Source organism: Mucilaginibacter lacusdianchii, assembly GCF_009770985.1.
Lineage (GTDB): Bacteria > Bacteroidota > Bacteroidia > Sphingobacteriales > Sphingobacteriaceae > Mucilaginibacter > Mucilaginibacter lacusdianchii.
Map to the genome: position 1 here is coordinate 417018 of NZ_WSRW01000001.1, position 18707 is coordinate 435724.

At 41.1% G+C, this 18707-nt stretch carries 15 protein-coding genes; 3 read left to right on the plus strand and 12 right to left on the minus strand.

The features are described 5' to 3' along the window. The first annotated feature begins 73 nt into the window (after window positions 1-73). Window positions 74-796 carry a hypothetical protein gene (locus GPM24_RS01960; RefSeq protein WP_158825057.1) on the plus strand — a complete coding sequence of 241 codons (723 nt, stop codon included), beginning with the start codon at window positions 74-76 and terminating at the stop codon, window positions 794-796. A 60-nt stretch (window positions 797-856) separates the two neighbouring features. On the opposite strand, the gene GPM24_RS01965 is transcribed toward GPM24_RS01960, so the two are convergent. From GPM24_RS01965 to GPM24_RS02000, 8 genes are all read right to left on the minus strand, one after another. Next, window positions 857-3229 carry an ABC transporter permease gene (locus tag GPM24_RS01965; protein ID WP_158825058.1) on the minus strand — a complete coding sequence of 791 codons (2373 nt, stop codon included), beginning with the start codon at window positions 3227-3229 and terminating at the stop codon, window positions 857-859. 277 nt (window positions 3230-3506) lie between these two features. Then, window positions 3507-3812 carry a 30S ribosomal protein S10 gene (gene rpsJ, locus GPM24_RS01970; protein ID WP_158825059.1) on the minus strand — a complete coding sequence of 102 codons (306 nt, stop codon included), beginning with the start codon at window positions 3810-3812 and terminating at the stop codon, window positions 3507-3509. A 108-nt stretch (window positions 3813-3920) separates the two neighbouring features. Next, window positions 3921-6032 (minus strand): elongation factor G, encoded by a 2112-nt coding sequence (gene fusA, locus GPM24_RS01975; protein WP_158825060.1) that lies wholly within the window; start codon window positions 6030-6032, stop codon window positions 3921-3923. 58 nt (window positions 6033-6090) lie between these two features. Then, window positions 6091-6558 carry a 30S ribosomal protein S7 gene (gene rpsG / locus GPM24_RS01980; RefSeq protein WP_158825061.1) on the minus strand — a complete coding sequence of 156 codons (468 nt, stop codon included), beginning with the start codon at window positions 6556-6558 and terminating at the stop codon, window positions 6091-6093. A 19-nt stretch (window positions 6559-6577) separates the two neighbouring features. Further along, window positions 6578-7003, minus strand: coding sequence for a 30S ribosomal protein S12 (gene rpsL / locus GPM24_RS01985; protein WP_158825062.1), 426 nt, complete (start codon window positions 7001-7003; stop codon window positions 6578-6580). Window positions 7004-7263: 260 nt separating this feature from the next. Next, window positions 7264-7635 (minus strand): hypothetical protein, encoded by a 372-nt coding sequence (locus GPM24_RS01990; protein ID WP_158825063.1) that lies wholly within the window; start codon window positions 7633-7635, stop codon window positions 7264-7266. A 175-nt stretch (window positions 7636-7810) separates the two neighbouring features. Continuing rightward, a complete protein-coding gene (locus tag GPM24_RS01995; protein ID WP_158825064.1) occupies window positions 7811-8341 on the minus strand; it encodes a hypothetical protein in 531 nt (176 codons plus the stop codon). Between the two features lie 134 nt (window positions 8342-8475). Continuing rightward, on the minus strand, window positions 8476-9780 hold the full coding sequence (locus GPM24_RS02000; protein ID WP_158825065.1) for a PAS domain-containing protein: 1305 nt from the start codon (window positions 9778-9780) through the stop codon (window positions 8476-8478). Between the two features lie 382 nt (window positions 9781-10162). On the opposite strand from GPM24_RS02000, the gene GPM24_RS02005 reads away from it, so the two are divergent. Together GPM24_RS02005 and dapA are read left to right on the plus strand one after the other, a co-directional pair. Then, the gene (locus tag GPM24_RS02005; RefSeq protein WP_158825066.1) at window positions 10163-12616 is read left to right on the plus strand and encodes a DUF5686 and carboxypeptidase regulatory-like domain-containing protein; all 2454 of its coding nucleotides are present in this window, start codon (window positions 10163-10165) and stop codon (window positions 12614-12616) included. A 75-nt stretch (window positions 12617-12691) separates the two neighbouring features. Beyond that, on the plus strand, window positions 12692-13570 hold the full coding sequence (gene dapA, locus GPM24_RS02010; protein WP_158825067.1) for a 4-hydroxy-tetrahydrodipicolinate synthase: 879 nt from the start codon (window positions 12692-12694) through the stop codon (window positions 13568-13570). Between the two features lie 92 nt (window positions 13571-13662). Here dapA and GPM24_RS02015 read toward each other — a convergent pair whose 3' ends face one another. The 4 genes from GPM24_RS02015 to ftsA all read right to left on the minus strand — a co-directional run bounded on the left by GPM24_RS02015 (window position 13663) and on the right by ftsA (window position 18706). Further along, the gene (locus GPM24_RS02015) at window positions 13663-13845 is read right to left on the minus strand and encodes a BF3379 family histone-like protein (RefSeq protein WP_158825068.1); all 183 of its coding nucleotides are present in this window, start codon (window positions 13843-13845) and stop codon (window positions 13663-13665) included. 389 nt (window positions 13846-14234) lie between these two features. Further along, entirely contained in the window at window positions 14235-15479 is a 1245-nt protein-coding gene (locus GPM24_RS02020) for an aminotransferase class I/II-fold pyridoxal phosphate-dependent enzyme (RefSeq protein ID WP_158825069.1), read from the minus strand. Between the two features lie 175 nt (window positions 15480-15654). Next, complete coding sequence (ftsZ, locus tag GPM24_RS02025; RefSeq protein ID WP_158826022.1) at window positions 15655-17235, minus strand: cell division protein FtsZ; 1581 nt, start codon at window positions 17233-17235, stop codon at window positions 15655-15657. 124 nt (window positions 17236-17359) lie between these two features. Continuing rightward, window positions 17360-18706, minus strand: a complete 1347-nt coding sequence (gene ftsA, locus GPM24_RS02030; RefSeq protein ID WP_199269678.1) for a cell division protein FtsA — start codon at window positions 18704-18706, stop codon at window positions 17360-17362. Window position 18707 lies beyond the last annotated feature (1 nt).

The following is an 18707-nucleotide window of genomic DNA, read 5'->3' on the forward strand; positions in this document are numbered from 1 at the left end:
GCATCATTTATCACATCCCCTAAACAATTTTGAGGTTACTTAATTTTACATCTATACATTCCATAAGCTATTTATGACTAAATCATATATATTAAAAAGCCTAACCGCCATTATATTTGCGGCTACTGTGGTAACGGCCTCGGCGCAAGACTCGGCACGAGCCAAGCCCAAGGTTCCGGCTGCAACACCCAGATCTGCCGCTAGTCAGCCAGCAGGTGCAACAGCTAATCGCCCGGCAACGCCAGTCAACCCATATGCCGGTCGGCCGGTAACACCGTCACCTGTAGCGCCTAATGACAAAAGCTTAAACGGCCAGTACCAATATTTGCTGACTAAAATATACGGCTACCAGCGTCCGCAACTGTCGGCGTTTTATAAGAATATAACTGATACGATTCGCATGCAGCGTCAAAAGCTGCAAGACGTACAACGCAAGCTAACCGCTCAAGGCAAAGCCGTACAAGACCTGCAGTCTGATGTATCTGCTAAAGAACAAAGTTTGAATGAATCCAATTCAAAGGCAGACGCCATCAGTTTCTTGGGAATACCGGTAACAAAGTCTACTTACAACTTAATAATGTGGGGATTGGTGCTTGTATTTGGCATAGTGACAGCTATTGTGCTGTTCCAATCTACCAGCGCCCGCCGCGAGGCCCGTTACCGCACCAAGTTGTATGACGAGCTGGATGAAGAGTATAAAACTTACAAAGTAAAAGCTAACGAGAAAGAGAAGAAGCTAGCCCGTGAATTGCAAACCGAGCGGAATAAATTGGATGAATTGCTGGGAAGAAGCTAACGATTCCCAAAGACATAAAAAAAGGCTGCTCACTCAATGGGCAGCCTTTTTTAAGTCTTTTTATTCTGTTCGTAAACTTTTTACCGGATTAGCAATAGCCGCCTTTATGGCCTGGAAGCTTACGGTTAACAAAGTAATTACCATTGCACCCGCTCCTGCTGCCAAAAACACCCACCCTGATAAAGAGGTGTGATAATCATAACCTTGCAACCATTGGTTAAGATAATACCAAGCCAGCGGAATAGCGATAAAACAGGAAATGATAACCAAGGTTAAAAAGTCACGTGATAGCATACTCCATAAGTTGTAAACAGATGCCCCCAACACTTTGCGCACACCTATTTCTTTAGTGCGCTGTTCGGCTACAAATGATGCTAAACCAAACAGTCCCAATGCAGAGATAAAGATAGCCAATACTGCAAAAAATGTAGCGAGGTTTCCGATACGTTCTTCGTCAGAAAACTTTTGAGCATACTCATCATCAGTAAATTTATATTCAAATGAGCTGCCCGGATCATATTTTTTAAAAACCCCCTCTACCTTGCCCAGTGCATCATTTACAGGCAAAGAAGGTTTCATTTTAATGGTTATTAAATTAGACCACCCATAATTGAGCATAAACACAGTAGGAACCATTTCGCGGTAGGGCGATTGCATAATCATGTCTTTTACTACCCCTATTACGGTATAAGGCCTATCATTCCATTTTATTGTTTCGCCGATGATATTTTTGATACCAATTAATTTTACTGCGGCTTCGTTCACTAACATACTGCTGGTATCAGTAGTAAAGCTTCTTGAAAAATCGCGCCCTTCCTTAATTTGCCAACCTATTGTTTTTCCGTAATCATGGCTTATGGCTATGGTTCCAAATATGGGATTGGTGCCTGGATCTTTACCTTTCCAATCAAAACCAATATTATTGCTGTATATATCGGTTGATGGACTAGATGACTGAGCCATATTTTCAACTGCGCCTGTTTTCAGTAAATCATCTCTGAGCGCATCATAATGCCCTCTTATTTCGGGCGTATTCATGGCAATTGTTATTAGCCCTTCTCTATCATATCCAACCGGTCTGCTCTTGGCAAATTGTACTTGCTTAAACACGATGATAGTGCCGATGATTAAAGTAACAGATACGGTAAACTGAATAATCACTAACACTTTACGCGGCACCGCTGCAAAACGGCCTGCTTTAAAGGTTCCTTTTAAAACGGCAACTGGATTGAAACTGGATAAATAGAAAGCGGGATAACTGCCCGAAACTAAACCGGTGATAGCCGTAAAGGTTAAAGCCAATAGCCAAAACACAGGATTGCTCCACGGCAGGTGAATATCTTTTTCAGATAAGCTATTGAAGAAAGGTAAAAATAACAACACAAATGCCATTGCCAACACAAATGCCAATACCGACATAACAACTGACTCGCTTAAAAACTGCCCAATGAGCTGCTGGCGCATTGACCCGATAGCCTTGCGAATGCCTACTTCTTTAGATCGTTTTTCGCTACGGGCCGTGCTTAGATTCATGAAATTGATGCAGGCCAGCAGTAACACAAATACACCGATAATACCAAACAACCATACGAATTTTATACGGCCGCCAACCAGCCTACCTTCTTTAAACTCGCTTTGCAACCGCCATTTGTTCATAGGGTGCAACAATATCTCCTCATCGCCAGCCTTAAAATACTGGCCGGGTATACTTTTTACCTTTGCGGTGATTTTGTTAAAATCGGCTTGTTCTGAAATTTGTACAAACAACTGATGGCTATGATCGCCCCAGTATGTACTGGATGATTTTACGTATGGGTTCTCATCCACATACTTACTCCAAGGCATTAGTATTTGGGTGGTATGTAAAGTAGCGTTAGTGGGTATATCTTCATAAACACCGGCTACCTTCATATCTGTCTGATTATTGATACGTACCGTTTTACCCATAGGATCAGCGTCGTTAAACAGCACTTTAGCTACTGTCTCTGACAGTAACATGGACGTTTGGTCTTTTAATGCGTTTCGCCTTCCTTTAAGCATCTTTAGGGTAAGCATCTCCGGAAAACCCGGCTCAACCCACATACCTTGTTTAGATATCTTTTTGTCACCTACAGCTATTATATAGTCGCTGTTCCAAGTGGCCAATACCACGTGTTTAAAATCGGCCGAATGCTTTAATCTCAACTCATTAGCCAATGGGATAGCTACTGCAGGGTGCGTGCCGCGGTGTCCATTAAAGGTTTGTGATGTCATGATCTGGGCAATGCGGTCATGGTTATCATGGTAACGGTCAAATGATACTTCGTCCCAAATCCATAAGCCTATAAGTATAGCTACCGCCATGCCTAGTGCAAGTCCTACAATATTAATAAGTGAGTATACCTTATTTTTTAAAAGGCCACGCCAGGCAATTTTGATGTAGTTTTTAAACATGAGTGATAGCGGATTAGTTTGAATATCAATATGTACGGCTTTAATAGTACTAAAAAGATACCCAATTCACAAACATCTGTCTTTCAGGATATTTATAAAATATATACATAAATTATTGTTCGGATATGATACAGAAGCTTGTTTCATAAACGAACATTTATAGCGCAATGATGCGAGCATGCACCTGGATATAACAAACTACAGCCAACCATAAAATAACAAAGGCTACCTTTTGCAAGGTAGCCTTTGTATTAAGTATCGTTATAAAATCAAAAACTCACACTTTGATTTCTACTTCAACACCGCTAGGTAATTCAAGTTTCATTAAAGCGTCTACTGTTTTAGAGTTAGAGCTATAAATGTCCAACAGGCGTTTGTAGCTGCACAATTGGAATTGCTCACGAGCTTTTTTGTTTACGTGTGGTGAACGTAATACAGTAAAAGTTTTCTTTTCAGTAGGTAAAGGAAGCGGTCCGCTTACTACAGCGCCGGTTGGCTTTACAGTTTTAACGATTTTTTCAGCTGATTTATCAACCAAGTTATAATCGTAAGATTTTAATTTGATTCTGATTCTTTGGCTCATTTTATTTATTTGTTTTAACCATGTGTAAGAGCTATTTATTACAGCATGGCGGTTATTTATTTACAGATGTACTGATTTAGCATCAGCACATCTGTTTAATTATATCAATTAAGCAATAGCGCCTTTTGATTTACCTTTTGATTTAGCAACCACTTCTTCTTGTACGTTACGTGGTGCTTCTTCATAATGGTCAAACTCCATGGTTGAAGTTGCACGGCCTGAAGTGATAGTACGTAATTGAGTTACGTAACCAAACATTTCAGAAAGTGGAACCATCGCTTTAATTACCTGAGCACCGTTACGGCTGTCCATACCTTGCAGCTGGCCACGACGACGGTTCATGTCACCGATTACATCACCCATGTTTTCTTCAGGGGTTAAGATTTCGATTTTCATGATAGGCTCTAATAGTACAGGACGACATTTTGGTAATGCCTCGCGGTAAGCCGAACGTGCTGCAATCTCGAAAGATAATGCATCTGAATCGACTGCGTGGAATGAACCATCAATCAAACGTACTTTTAAGCTGGTTAAAGGATATCCTGCTAATACACCATTTGCCATGGCAGCAGCAAAGCCTTTTTCAACAGATGGAATGAACTCGCGAGGGATTGCACCACCAGTGATTTCGTTCACAAACTGTAAACCTTCTTTACCTTCATCAGCCGGAGAAACAACGATTTGGATGTCCGCGAATTTACCACGACCACCGGTTTGTTTCTTATAAGTTTCGCGGTGTTGCGCTTGACCTGTGATAGCCTCTTTGTAAGCTACCTGAGGAGCACCTTGGTTTACTTCCACTTTAAACTCACGTTTTAAGCGGTCCATGATGATATCCAAGTGTAACTCACCCATACCCGAAATAACGGTTTGGCCGGTCTCTTCATCAGAGTTTACACGGAAGGTTGGATCCTCTTCAGCTAATTTACCTAAAGCCATACCCAGTTTATCAACGTCGGCCTGAGTTTTAGGCTCAATTGCCAAACCGATTACCGGCTCAGGGAATACCATTGACTCTAGAACGATTGGGTTCTTTTCGTCGCACAGGGTATCACCTGTTTTAATATCTTTAAAGCCTACTACCGCAGCAATATCACCAGCACCTACGTTAGGGATTGGGTTTTGCTTGTTGGCGTGCATTTGGAAGATACGAGAGATACGTTCTTTGTTATCTGAACGCATGTTGTGCACATACGAACCTGCTTCCAGGTTACCAGAGTAAACGCGAATAAAGCACAAACGGCCTACAAACGGGTCGGTTGCAATTTTAAACGCTAAAGCAGCAAAAGGCTCTTTTACGTCTGGTTTAACCAAAATTTCTTCGCCGGTGTTAGGGTTAGTACCTACCACACCTTTTGAATCAATTGGTGAAGGCAACAACTCCATTACATAATCCAGCATGGTTTGTACACCTTTGTTTTTGAAAGATGAACCACAAGTCATCGGAACGATTTTACCAGCTAAAGTAGCTTGGCGTAAAGCGTCTAATACTTCGCGCTCGGTGATAGTAGTCGGATCGTCAAAGAATTTCTCCATTAACGTATCATCGTACTCAGCAACAGCTTCCAGTAATTTCTCTCTCCACTCGGTAGCTTCGTCTAACAAATCGTCAGGAATTGGCACTTCGGTAAAGGTCATACCTTTATCATGCTCATTCCAAACCACACCACGGAAGTTGATCAAGTCAACAACACCTTTAAAGCCGTCTTCAGCACCGATAGGGATTTGCAGAGGAACCGCGTGGCTACCCAGCATATCACGTACTTGTTTAACAACTTTTAAGAAGTCGGCACCAGAACGGTCCATTTTGTTAACAAAACCGATACGAGGTACGTTATAGTTGTTAGCCAAACGCCAGTTAGTTTCTGACTGAGGCTCAACACCGTCAACAGCAGAGAACAGGAACACTAAACCGTCCAGTACACGCAATGAACGGTTTACCTCTACGGTAAAGTCCACGTGTCCGGGAGTATCAATTACGTTTACCTGATATTTGTTACCGCGGTAGTTCCAGAATACGGTAGTAGCAGCCGAAGTGATGGTGATACCACGCTCCTGCTCTTGTGCCATCCAGTCCATGGTAGCTGCACCTTCGTGCACCTCGCCAATTTTGTGGCTAACACCCGCATAGTAAAGAATACGCTCGGTAGTAGTGGTTTTACCGGCATCAATGTGAGCGGCAATACCAATGTTTCTAGTATATTTAAGATCTCTTGACATTTTCTTTTTTATTAAGTAAGGGAGTAATTATTCATCACTCCCTTACAGATTTCTTTTATTAGAAACGGAAATGCGAGAACGCTTTGTTGGCCTCGGCCATTTTGTGCGTATCTTCTTTTTTCTTCACAGCAGCGCCTTCACCTTTAGCAGCAGAGATGATTTCGCCGGCCAGTTTCTCCATCATGGTTTTTTCACCACGACGACGGGCATAGCTAATTAACCATTTCATACCTAAAGCGATTTTACGCTCCGGACGAACCTCGGTAGGTACCTGGAAGTTAGCACCACCCACACGACGAGATTTAACCTCAACAGCAGGCATAACATTGTTTAATGCTTTTTTCCAAGTTTCCAGACCGTTTTCGCTGGTTTTTTTCTCAACGATTTCAACAGCGTTGTAGAAAATGCCGTATGCGGTAGATTTTTTACCGTCATACATCATGTTATTTACGAACCTGGTTACCAAAACATCATTAAATTTTGGATCAGGAAGAAGGATTCTCTTTTTTGGTTTTGACTTTCTCATTGTTACTATCCTCCTTTAATTATTTCTTTTTGCCTTTAGCTGGTGCACCTTTAGTTGCTGCTGCCGGTTGACCTGGTTTAGGGCGTTTAGTACCATATTTAGAACGACGTTGGTTACGACCGTTTACACCTGAGGTATCCAATGCACCACGGATGATGTGGTAACGAACACCTGGTAAATCTTTAACCCTGCCGCCACGGATTAACACGATAGAGTGCTCCTGTAAGTTGTGACCTTCACCAGGGATGTAGGCATTCACCTCTTTACCGTTGGTTAGGCGCACACGGGCCACTTTACGCATTGCTGAGTTTGGTTTTTTAGGGGTAGTGGTGTATACACGGGTACACACGCCTCTTCGCTGTGGACAGCTGTCCAACGCTGGGGATTTACTCTTATCCTCCAGAGCTACTCTACCTTTTCTAACTAATTGTTGAATAGTAGGCATTTCTTCCTTTTTGTTTTACTTTTATTAACCCGCATTTCGGGACTGCAAAAGTACGAACATATTTTTTGATTTTCAAGCAGTTGAGTGAAGTTTTTTTATTGTGAAGAGCGAGGAAGGTTAGAGGGTGAACGAAGTTCAAGTAGTAAGTCCTCTGTTTGAAACCAATTTGGCAAATCTAAAATAAAGGACTACTGGAAAAACTTATGGCTTTCCAAAATGAATGTTTAAGCGCCCTTAATTATATCAATAAAACAAACTTATTACTGACTGTCTAGATCAGGCGCTTCTTCTCCAACGCCAATATATCTGAAATTTTCTATGGGCTGCTTTTTAGAAACTAATAATCTTACTTTATCACCTTCCTTTAAACTATCTGCATGAACATCAGACGTACCAAAGTCCGATTTAAATTTTTTTCCGTTATAATCAAATTCTACATCTATATAAGTAGTTCCTCGAAAAGAAAGCTTACGTGTGATTTTAGCGACTACCTGAACGCTGCCTCCATTATCCAAATATTGATCTAATTTTCTATCATGTAGGTATAATATAATAATAATTATCAATACTATAACGCCTCCAAAGGACAATATTTTATTACGCCATCTAGCCTCAAAAGTATCGGCTTCCATTTATCTCAATTATTTATTTTGTAAATATATTGAATAATAATTTACTTGCTTTGACGTCACCCGTTGTTTCCAAACTGTAAACCAATACGCCCGATACTTCAATATGCCACAAAACAAAAAAGCTGCCCTAACCCTTGCAGGTTATAGGCAGCTCTATGAAACATCATGCTAACAATTAGACTTTATCAGTTTTATCTGCTTTGTGATGACGGAACCCGCCATGCTCGCGGCGGCCTTTAAACATTTCTTTCATCTCCGCTTTTTGCGCATCAGTTAAGGTGGCTAAAAAAGCTTGGCGGTTGGCTTTACGCAATTCGCGGTTGGCAGCCATCATTTTTTTCTGATCGGCAGTTAGCAAAGATGTCAATTTGGTATGACGATCTTTACGTGACAAAGCTTTATCTTTCATTACCGATTTCTGGTCGGCAGTCAGTGTAGCACGGAAAGCTTTCATGGCTTCTTTTTGCTTTTTATGGTTAGTTTTCAACATAGCCTGCTGGTCGGCAGTTAGTTTATCTTTAAAAGCTTTAAAAGCGGCAAAACGATGATGCCCTACCCTGCTGCTGTCAGCCGCACCCTGTGCATGTGCACCGAAGCGGTGACGCTTAACTTTAACACTGTCTGTTTTGGTTTGTGCTTGTGCACCAACTGCAAATGCGGCAACCACTAAGGTTACCAGTGAAATTGATTTTATGAACTTTTTCATCTTTTTTATTCTTTGTTTTATGAATAGATGAAAAATATGGCTGATGGTTTAAGTAACAAATTTGTGGTAAATTGAATACTCAAACCATGAGCACTTAAACGTACATTACATGAATTAGATGAGTAGGAGGTTTATCATGAAGCTATTTCCTCCGGGTCCTGATCTGAATTATCAGTTGTAAGAATAATGGTTTTAATTACTTCATCCAGCTCCTTAACCGATATATTTAAATACTCCATCATCTCATAATCAACCCCGTTCTCTTTATATTTCATAATTAAGTCTACCAACCCCATTATACGGCACAAAGGCGCCCTTACAATGTGCGATTGCATAAACGCTATTTGCTGCAGCTTATGGTTTTGTTTTTCAATGTCCTGCAAATGCTTAATTTGTGCTGATATATCATTGGCGATAACCAGGCGTGCGTTCTTACCTCTAAACGGTATGGCATTACAACGCACATCTACATAAAACTCCTCGCCGTTTTTACGCCGATGAATTGCCGTGTTTCGGGTGGGTGCGGTGGCGTGTTGTTCTCGTTTCAACATAGCAAACAGCTCATCTACCTGCCCCTCCGGCCTGATATCTTTTAAAGTCATGCCCATATATTCTTCATGCGTGTATCCGTACTTGTACATGGCCGACTCGTTGACCTGCAAAAATGCCAGCGTGTCGACATCATAAATCCACATGGGTGAGGGATTGTGGTGAAACAAGGTCTTGTAGTGCTCTTCCGATTCTGCCAGCCGTTCGGTACGGCGCACACGTTCGCCAATTTCCACTTCCAAATCCTGACGTAATTTGGCTTCTTGTGCTATATTGTTCTCTAATTTGTTAATTACGTGCCGAACCTGAACTACCGTAGCAATATTCAAAAAAATAAAGTTACATGAATAGGCTATCCAAAAGCCGACACTGTAATGTTTTATAAGGGGCGTATCGAACAACTTTAAGTACATTACCACTGCAAAGCCAGCATATACCGTAATATTAGCTATGATTGACCAAAACACAGACCTTGACGAGTATAACAGCGAAATGAATACACATAAAGCCAGCAAATAAATGCTACCAATACCAAACGAACCCAACGTACCCATAAGCGTTGTGGCCAGCAGGTAAAACATTACCACAATAAAAGTTTTACGAAAACGCAAGGATATGCGCTTATTGAAGGTAACCAGCGTAATAGCTATTACCATAAAAACATCAAATAGGGGTAAAAACTGGTACCCCGCATCTACCAAAACACTTACGCTGGGAATTAACGCTAAAAAACTTACCGGTATTGCATAAAGGATGCAATTGGTAAGCATCTTTTCGCGCCAGTACTCTATGTCATTAATATCATCGGTATCATGAGTTCCTACCGCTTGTTCTACAAAATTTTTGTAGCGGTACCATATAGCCGATGGGTAGTGGGTAACCGATTTCATATAGTGATGAAGGATAGATGTTTCATTTAACTTATTTACATGTTGCTGTAAAACTATTGCAGGTTTAATTCTACGTATTTCTGGCAAAAAGTTATACCATTCTATCAAAAAAGTGAATTTTTATAAAAGTAATATCGATAGATAGTTTACAATGGCTAACTATTAAGATTTGTAGGTAGATATTAAATATGTATCAACATTTTAGTTAAATCCTAAAATTGAATGGTGTCAATTCTGAAAATAGCCTAATCTTAAATAGCAATATATGCCTTAATTTATACCACCAAATGAAATAGCTTTAACAAAATTTAACATTTTCCACACCTCCATTTTTCTTTAAAATATTCTCATCTTGTAGGCGTCAACCCCCTTAATTGCAAGAATGAAAGTTATCTTATCGACACTGCTATTTTTCATAACCACTCTACAAGCTTTTGCACAGCAATCTGTTTTAAGCGGAACCATTAAAGATAATAACGGCTATCCTGTACCGTTTGCAACGGTATTAGTTAAAGGTACCAGTAAAGGCACGTCGGCCAACAGCGAAGGGCGCTTTACGCTCGGACTAAATAATGGCACTTACAATTTTCTGTTTAAAGCTATCGGCTACCGGCAGGAAAGCCGCGAGGTAAACGTTCAGGGCAACCAAACCATTAATATCATACTAGCGGGCGAGGCTTATCAACTGCAAAATGTAACGGTTAAGGCTGGTGGCGAAGACCCTGCCTATGCCATCATTCGCAAAGCCATCCGCAAACGCAAGGGCTATTTGCATGAGGTGCAGGCTTACACATGTGACACCTACATTAAAGGTTTGCAAAAGCTACTGGCTGCACCCAAGCGCTTTATGGGCCGGGATATTGGTCAAATGACGCGGGAAATGGGGTTGGATTCTAATCGACAAGGTATTGTGTACCTGTCTGAGTCGGAATCTAAATATAGCTTTATGCAGCCCAACCTTACGCACGAGGAAATGATATCTTCTAAAGTATCAGGCAGCAATCGGGCATTCAGTATCAACCGGGCGTCTGATTTGAATGTGAACTTTTACGATAACCTGCAAACCTGGGAAGGTATCAGCAACCGTCCGCTAGTGTCGCCTATTGCAGATAATGCGTTATCTTTTTACAATTATAAATGGATGGGCTTAACGGTTGAAAACGGTGAGACTATCAACAAAATAAGCGTTACGCCCAAACGTCAATACGATCCTGCTTTTACCGGTTATATCTATATTATGGAAGACAGCTGGCGCCTGCACAGCTTAGATTTGGAACTCAACAAATCGGCCGGTATCAACTTTGCTGATACGATTCGGGTAAAGCAGCAGTTTATTCCGGTTGAGCGCAAAGCCTGGATGCCATCGCTTACCCGTTTTGATTTTAGTGGCGGTTTGTTTGGCTTTAGGCTTGGCGGTTACTTTGTGATATTGTATAAAAATTACGATATCAATCCTAACCTTAGCAAAAAGCAGTTTGCTGAGGTAATGCGTGTACCCACGGGTGTAAATAAAAAGGATAGCACTTACTGGCAACAAGCCCGCCCTATCCCGCTTACCGACGAAGAAAAGACTGATTACAACAAAAAAGAAGTACTGGCCCAAAAACGTGAGTCGAAGCCGTACCTTGATTCGCTTGACCGTGCGTTTAATAAAGTTACACCAGGTAAGATATTACTAACCGGTGTAACCATTCGTAACCGTTACGACAAATCGTTTTTTAGGATAGACCCCATTATTGGCTCGATGTTTTACAATACGGTTGAGGGACCGGCCATTAAATATGGAGCCAGCTACATCAAACAAATCGATAGTATCAACAACAAGTATCTTCGGCTCGGTGGATACCTGCGCTATGGCTTTAGCAATCAGCAGCTACATGGCGGATTAAATGCTATTGTGCCCGTTAAGAATTATACCTGGGGTTTTGACGTTGGTACCGATGTGGTAGATTTGAATAATACCAACCCGATTACACCTTTTTCCAACATGGTATCAAGCTTGCTGTACCGTCGCAATTATCAAAAATTGTACGACAAGCGTTTTGCATCCATTTCCTTATCACACCGCATAGCAGGCGGCTGGCAAGGCAATGTGCTGGCCGAATTTGCGGACAGGCGCTGGCTCAACAATACCAATTACTTCAGCTTATTTCACAAAGAAAGAAATTATACCAGCAATAACCCTTTCGTGCCCAATAGCGAGAATGTTCCGCTATTTGATCGCAATCAGTCTTTTAAAATCAACGTACGCACAAGCTACAACTTTAGCAACAAATACGTAACTTATCCAACCGGTCGCTATTACTTGCCATCGCCCTACCCTACGGTAGCGTTATCGTACACTAAGGGCATTAAAGATGTACTGGGTTCTGATGTTGACTATGATCAGCTTTCGGCAAGCGTTACTAAAGAAAATATCAACCTGGGGTTATGGGGTAATTTTTCTTTTTATATAGGCGCCGGCAAATTTCTGAACAATAACAAGCTTTATTACCCGGATTATAAACACTTTTTAGGCAACCAGATTGTATTGTACCAACGTGGTATCAACGCGTTTCTAATGCTCAATTATTATCAATATAGCACCGCTGATAAATATTTAGAAGGCCACATTGAACATACCTTTGGCGGTGCAGTGCTTAGTAAAGTTCCGGTTGTTCGCAAACTTAAACTGCAGGAGCTGATTGTGCTTAATTATCTAACAACACCTGATTTAAAAAATTATACAGAACTGGGTTTAGGAGTAAAGTATTTAAATTTCCGCATGCTGTATGGATGGTCGTTTAACCGGGGTATTAATGATAAATCGAGCCTGCGTTTAGACCTCAATTTTTAGAACGTTTGCTATCAATAATTTTACCTGTAACTAATTACCAAAAACGTATCTTAGCAGCCTTTTTAATTACATAACATGGAAATGTTTCACGGAACCGGAGTAGCCATGGTTACCCCGTTTGATGAAAGTGGACAGGTTGATTATAACGGCCTGAAAAACTTGATTAACTATTTGATTGACGGTGGTGTAGAATACCTGGTATCATTAGGCACCACCGGCGAAAGCGCTACATTGAGTAAGGAAGAGAAAAAGAAGATATGGGCGTTTACCGCCGAGGTAGTAAATAAGCGTGTTAACCTGGTTGCGGGTATAGGCGGCAATAACACTTACGAGGTGGTTGAAGCAGTAAAACAATTTGACACCACTGGTTATGATGCTATTTTATCGGCCAGCCCTTACTATAACAAACCAATTCAAGAGGGCATTTACCAACACTATAAAGCCATTGCCGAAGCATCGTCTTTGCCAATACTGTTATACAACGTTCCGGGCCGTACCGGCAGCAATGTAAGTGCCGAAACCACCGTGCGCCTGGCTAACGACTTTAAAAACATCATCGGTATTAAAGAAGCATCGGGCAATTTTGATCAGTTCAACCAAATTATGCGCGATAAACCGGAAGACTTTCTGTTTATTTCGGGTGATGATCCGGTTACCTTGCCTATGATTGCCATGGGTGCCGTGGGTGTCATTTCGGTTGTAGGCAATGCTTTGCCACGCCAGTTTTCTGATATGATTCGCACTTGCTTAGCAGGCGATTTTAAAGCGGCACAGCAAGCACATTATTCGATGATTGAGTTTACCCGACTAATGTTTGCAGAAGGTAGCCCGGGCGGTATCAAAACCGCTTTAAAGCAATTAAACGTTTGTGGTGATGCACTGCGCTTACCATTAGTACAAGTAAGCGCTAAAGCAGCTGAAAGTATTGACGCCGAACTGAAAAGATTATTTTAATACTAGCAGTACGCTGCACTAAAAATGTGCCTATACAAAAAAAGCCGGTTAATAAACAACCGGCTTTTTTTATAGAGTAGTAAAAGTTTACCTTATTTTTCAGCTTTATTTTTAGACTCCTGAACTTCCAGGCGGATAGCTTGCGCTAGGTTTTTCAGGTCTTGCATACCTTTACGTACACGGGTACCAGCTGCACTGTTACCTTTATTGTAAAATTTGTCAGCATCAGCTTCTAGAGAAGCGATAAGGTTTTTAACTTCAGTAAATTTTTCCATTTTAAATTACTCCTTTTTAAGATTAAGGTTTGTTGATTTATATACGGCTAATCTAAAGCGTTTTTTGAAATAAAAAAAAAATCACGCCGCGAAATCTGCGTTTTAAGCTGTTTTTGAGGGTTTTCTGAGAATGATGAGCATTTGTTTAAATTATAATATTAAAAGAAGCCTATTGATTAATTTTTGGCAACAATTAAAACACTCATTAATAACAATTAGCATCTTAAATTATCATTTTTGCAATGATAACCTTTACATTGAAATATAAAGCGCCCTCATAAGCCTATAAAGCAACATTACCATGTAGCCTTATTAACAAATTTTCATAAAAACACATTACAAAAAAAGGCCTCCCATTTAGGAGGCCTTTAATATATTATGTTTGTTGATTAGGCTTCTACCATGCTGTTTTCCTTATAAAAACCAGCTTTCAATTTTTCAGACACTTCGCTGTAAGCATCTAATGTACGTTGCACATCTTCTAATGTATGGGTTGCAGTAGGAATTAACCGTAGGATAATTAATCCTTTAGGGATGACCGGATACACCACAATTGAACAGAAAATGCCATAGTTCTCGCGCAGATCGCGAGTAAGGCTAGTGGCTTCAAATAATTCGCCTTTTAAAAATACAGGAGTTACCATAGTATTGGTTACACCAATATCAAAACCACGTTCTTTTAAACCGTTTTGTAAGGCGGTGGCTACTTGCCATAGCTTTTCGCGCAACTGCGGCTGAGATTTCAACAATTCCAAACGCTTTTGCAAACCTATTACCATTGGCATTGGCAATGCTTTAGCAAATGTTTGTGAGCGCATATTATAACGCAAAAAGCTTACAATATCTTTATTAGCCGCCACAAAAGCACCGATACCTGCCATTGATTTAGCGAAGGTACCGAAGTAAACGTCTACACCTTCAATACAATCTTGCTCTTCGTGCGTACCGGCACCGGTTTTACCCATAGTGCCAAAGCCGTGAGCATCATCAATCAGTAAACGGAAGTTGTACTTGCTTTTCAGTTCAATAATTTCTTTCAGCTTACCTTGCGCACCCGACATGCCGAACACGCCCTCGGTAATTACCAAAATGCCGCCGCCAGATTGTTCTGTTAAGCGGGTGGCACGTTCCAATTGCTTTTCAAAGCTGGCGATATCATTATGCTGGTAAACAAAGCGTTTACCCATGTGCAAACGTACGCCATCAATAATACAAGCGTGCGACTCGGCATCATACACAATTACATCGTTACGATCTACCAGTGTATCAATAATTGATACCATACCCTGATAACCATAATTCAGCAAAAAAGCATCTTCCATACCTACGAAGGTGGCTAGGTCACGTTCAAGCGTTTCGTGCTGGATAGTGTTACCCGACATCATACGGGCACCCATTGGATACGCCATACCGTAATCGGCCGCTGCTTTAGCGTCAGCTTCCCGTACTTCGGGATGATTAGCCAAACCTAAATAGTTATTTAAACTCCAAACAACATGCTCTTTGCCGTTGAAGTTCATGTGCGATGCTATTTCACCTTCCAATTTTGGAAATGAAAAGTAACCATGCGACCATTTTTGGTGTTGACCGATAGGGCCGCCTATATTTTTTGATATTTTCTCGAATAAATCCACTATGCTCTATATAATGTCTAATATCTACACAAAGATAGTTTAAAATAAAAGCGGAAACAATCGTTATAACTAATTATGATAGCTTATAACGAAAGAATGACACGGCAGTTTAAAATCGGTATAAAAAGAAAGCCCTTACTCAAGTAAGGGCTTTCTTTTTATATTGTTATGTGTTTTAATCTACGTTATCGTGCAAAAACGAGTTATTTCTGCGAATTTCGGTGTTCCCATCATTATCAGATAATGAAAACTTAGAAATCTGGCTCTCGTCAGAAGCAGGCGTTTGCTGCAAAGCAATCTCTTTACGACGATAAGCCGGAACGTTTTCCATTTCTTGGATATTGCCGTTACGCAGCTTCATGCTTAAATCTTTTAAACGTAAGATACGCTCGCGAGATTTGCGCAATTGCTCCTCAATAGACTCGTCGGTTTTATTTTCATCGGCACCTAATTGCTGCGGTTCAGGCTGTGGCTGCTGTTGCACCACTTCTTTAACCTGTTCAAAGTTCATTACCGAATCAGTTACCTTATAAACAAAATCATCGTTATCAGGTTCCTGAGCCTGTTGCGGTTCTTCGGCCATTAGGCTGTGGCGTACAACAACCGGCTCTTCGTTTTGCGGCAACATATCAAATAAACCGTTTTGCTTTTGCTGCGGTGTAGCCTTGGCATAAACAGTATCTTTTGGAGTGGCGCCGGGTTTGATAAATTCGTTTACCGGTTTTACCAAAGGTGTATTTTCTGGCATCAGCATAGATACTACCTTTTTGTTATTGTGCTCTTTTTCGCGCTCGTCTTTAGTTTGGAAGCCAGTAGCAATGATGGTTACCGAAAGCTTGTTACCCAAGGCTTCATCGACACAGTTACCCCAAATTAAATCGGCTGCTAAGCCAGCTTCTTCCTGAATGTAATCGGTAATAATGCTTACCTCATCCATGGTAACTTCCTGATCGGTACCAGAGCTGATATTTAACAAAATATAACGGGCACCTTCAATCTGGTTATCTTTTAACAATGGAGATGACAAAGCACCTTGTACCGCTCTTGAAGCACGGTCGTCACCATCGGCAGAATAGCTACCCATGATGGCCACACCGCTGTCTTTCATTACGGTACGTACGTCTTTGAAATCGACGTTGATATAACCCGGATGTGTGATAATTTCAGCAATACCTTTGGCTGCTGTAGTTAATATATCATCGGCCATAGCAAATGCCGAACCTAAAGTAAGGTTGCCATAAATCTGGCGCATTCTGTCATTAGAAATAACCAGAAAAGAGTCTACATATTTTTTCAACTCTTCCAATCCCTCTTCGGCTTGCAATTTACGACGCTTCCCTTCAAACGAGAAAGGCGTTGTGATGATACCCACAGTTAAAATATCCAGTTCACGCGCGGCTTTGGCAATTATCGGGCTGGCACCTGTACCGGTACCACCACCCATACCTGCTGTAATGAACAACATTTTGGTATTGTTGCCCAGCATGCGCTTTACATCTTCAATATTTTCGATAGCTGAATTTTTACCCACTTCCGGTATCGAACCTGCTCCCATCCCCTCGGTTAAGCTGGCACCCAATTGTACTTTGTTTGGTATAGGGCTAAGCTCAAGAGCTTGCGCATCGGTATTACAAATTATAAAGTCAACACCGGTGATACCTTGCCTATACATGTGGTTTACCGCATTACCGCCACCACCGCCAACACCAACTACTTTGATGATTGACGATTTTTCTTTTAACATCTCAAACTGCATGGCTCTTATTTTCAGGAATATGTGAATTCGTGGATATTTAATTTTCGCAATCGTAATATTAACACTTTTTTCGGTTACATTTTTGAAATATTTTTCATTTTCAGATAAATACTTCAATTGTATTTTACTTCAAAAAGTCTTCGTCCTTGATATCGTCTTTGATGAATTTTTTACCGGTTTCCAGTATTTTGCCCAACAAACCAAACCGGCGCTCATCAGCATTAAACTTCGGCTTTTCGGTTTTGGTTTCGGGTTGTACCGAAGCCTGGTTGTTATATTCCATTTTTTGAATACCTTTTATCAGTAAACCGATACCAGTGGCAAAAGTTGGGCTTTGCAGTTCTTCAAATGTATTTTTGGGTAACACTTCGTTTTTGGCCAAGTGCTCATTAGGGTATCCTACACGGCAATCCAAACCGGTTACATATTCTACCAATTGCGGCAAGTGTTTCAGTTGTGCACCACCACCGGTAATAACAATACCCGCAATCAGTTTCTTTTCGTAACCCGATGATTTGATTTCGTAATACACATGCTCAATGATCTCTTCAACACGGGCCTGGATGATATACGCCAGGTTTTTAACTGAAATTTCCTTTGCATCACGGCCACGCAAACCCGGTACGCATACAATTTCATTTTCCCGGTTCTCATCTGCCAGGGCCGAACCAAATCTTACCTTTAGTTGCTCGGCAATGTTGCGCATTACTGCACAGCCTTCGCGAATATCCTCCGTTACACTGTTACCACCAAACGGAATTACCGCTGTATGACGAATAATGCCTTCATGAAAAATAGCTACGTCGGTAGTACCACCACCAATATCCACCAGTACCACGCCGGCTTCTTTTTCTTCGTCGCTCAGTACAGATTCTGAAGATGCCAAAGGCTCCAAAATCAGCTCCTGACTTTCCAAATGTGCTTTAGTTACACATTTTACGATATTTTTGATAGCCGTAACCTGCCCAGAAATGATATGGAAATTTGCTTCCAGACGCACACCCGACATCCCGATCGGGTCTTTAATTCCTGGCTCGTTATCTACAGTAAATTCTTGCGGTAACACATGAATAATTTCCTCGCCCGGAGGCATTACCAGATTATACATATCTTCAATCAGCTTTTCTATATCCTTACGGCTGATTTCGGAATTTAAATCACGGCGGGTAATTAAACCGCGATGTTGCAGGCTTTTAATGTGCTGACCGGCAATACCTACGTTCACTACACGTATCTCTACGTTAGATTGTGAACCGGCAATTTCTACCGCCTGGTTTATGCCTTGTACAGTTTTATCGATGTTAGATACCATCCCCCTGGTAACGCCTGCCGACTCGGCTTTACCTATTCCTAATACTTCAATTTTGCCGTTTTTACTGCGGCGGCCAACAATAGCGCAGATTTTGGTGGTACCAATATCTAACCCTACTACAATTGGCGAACTCTTTTCCTGTGGTATACTCTTTTCCATA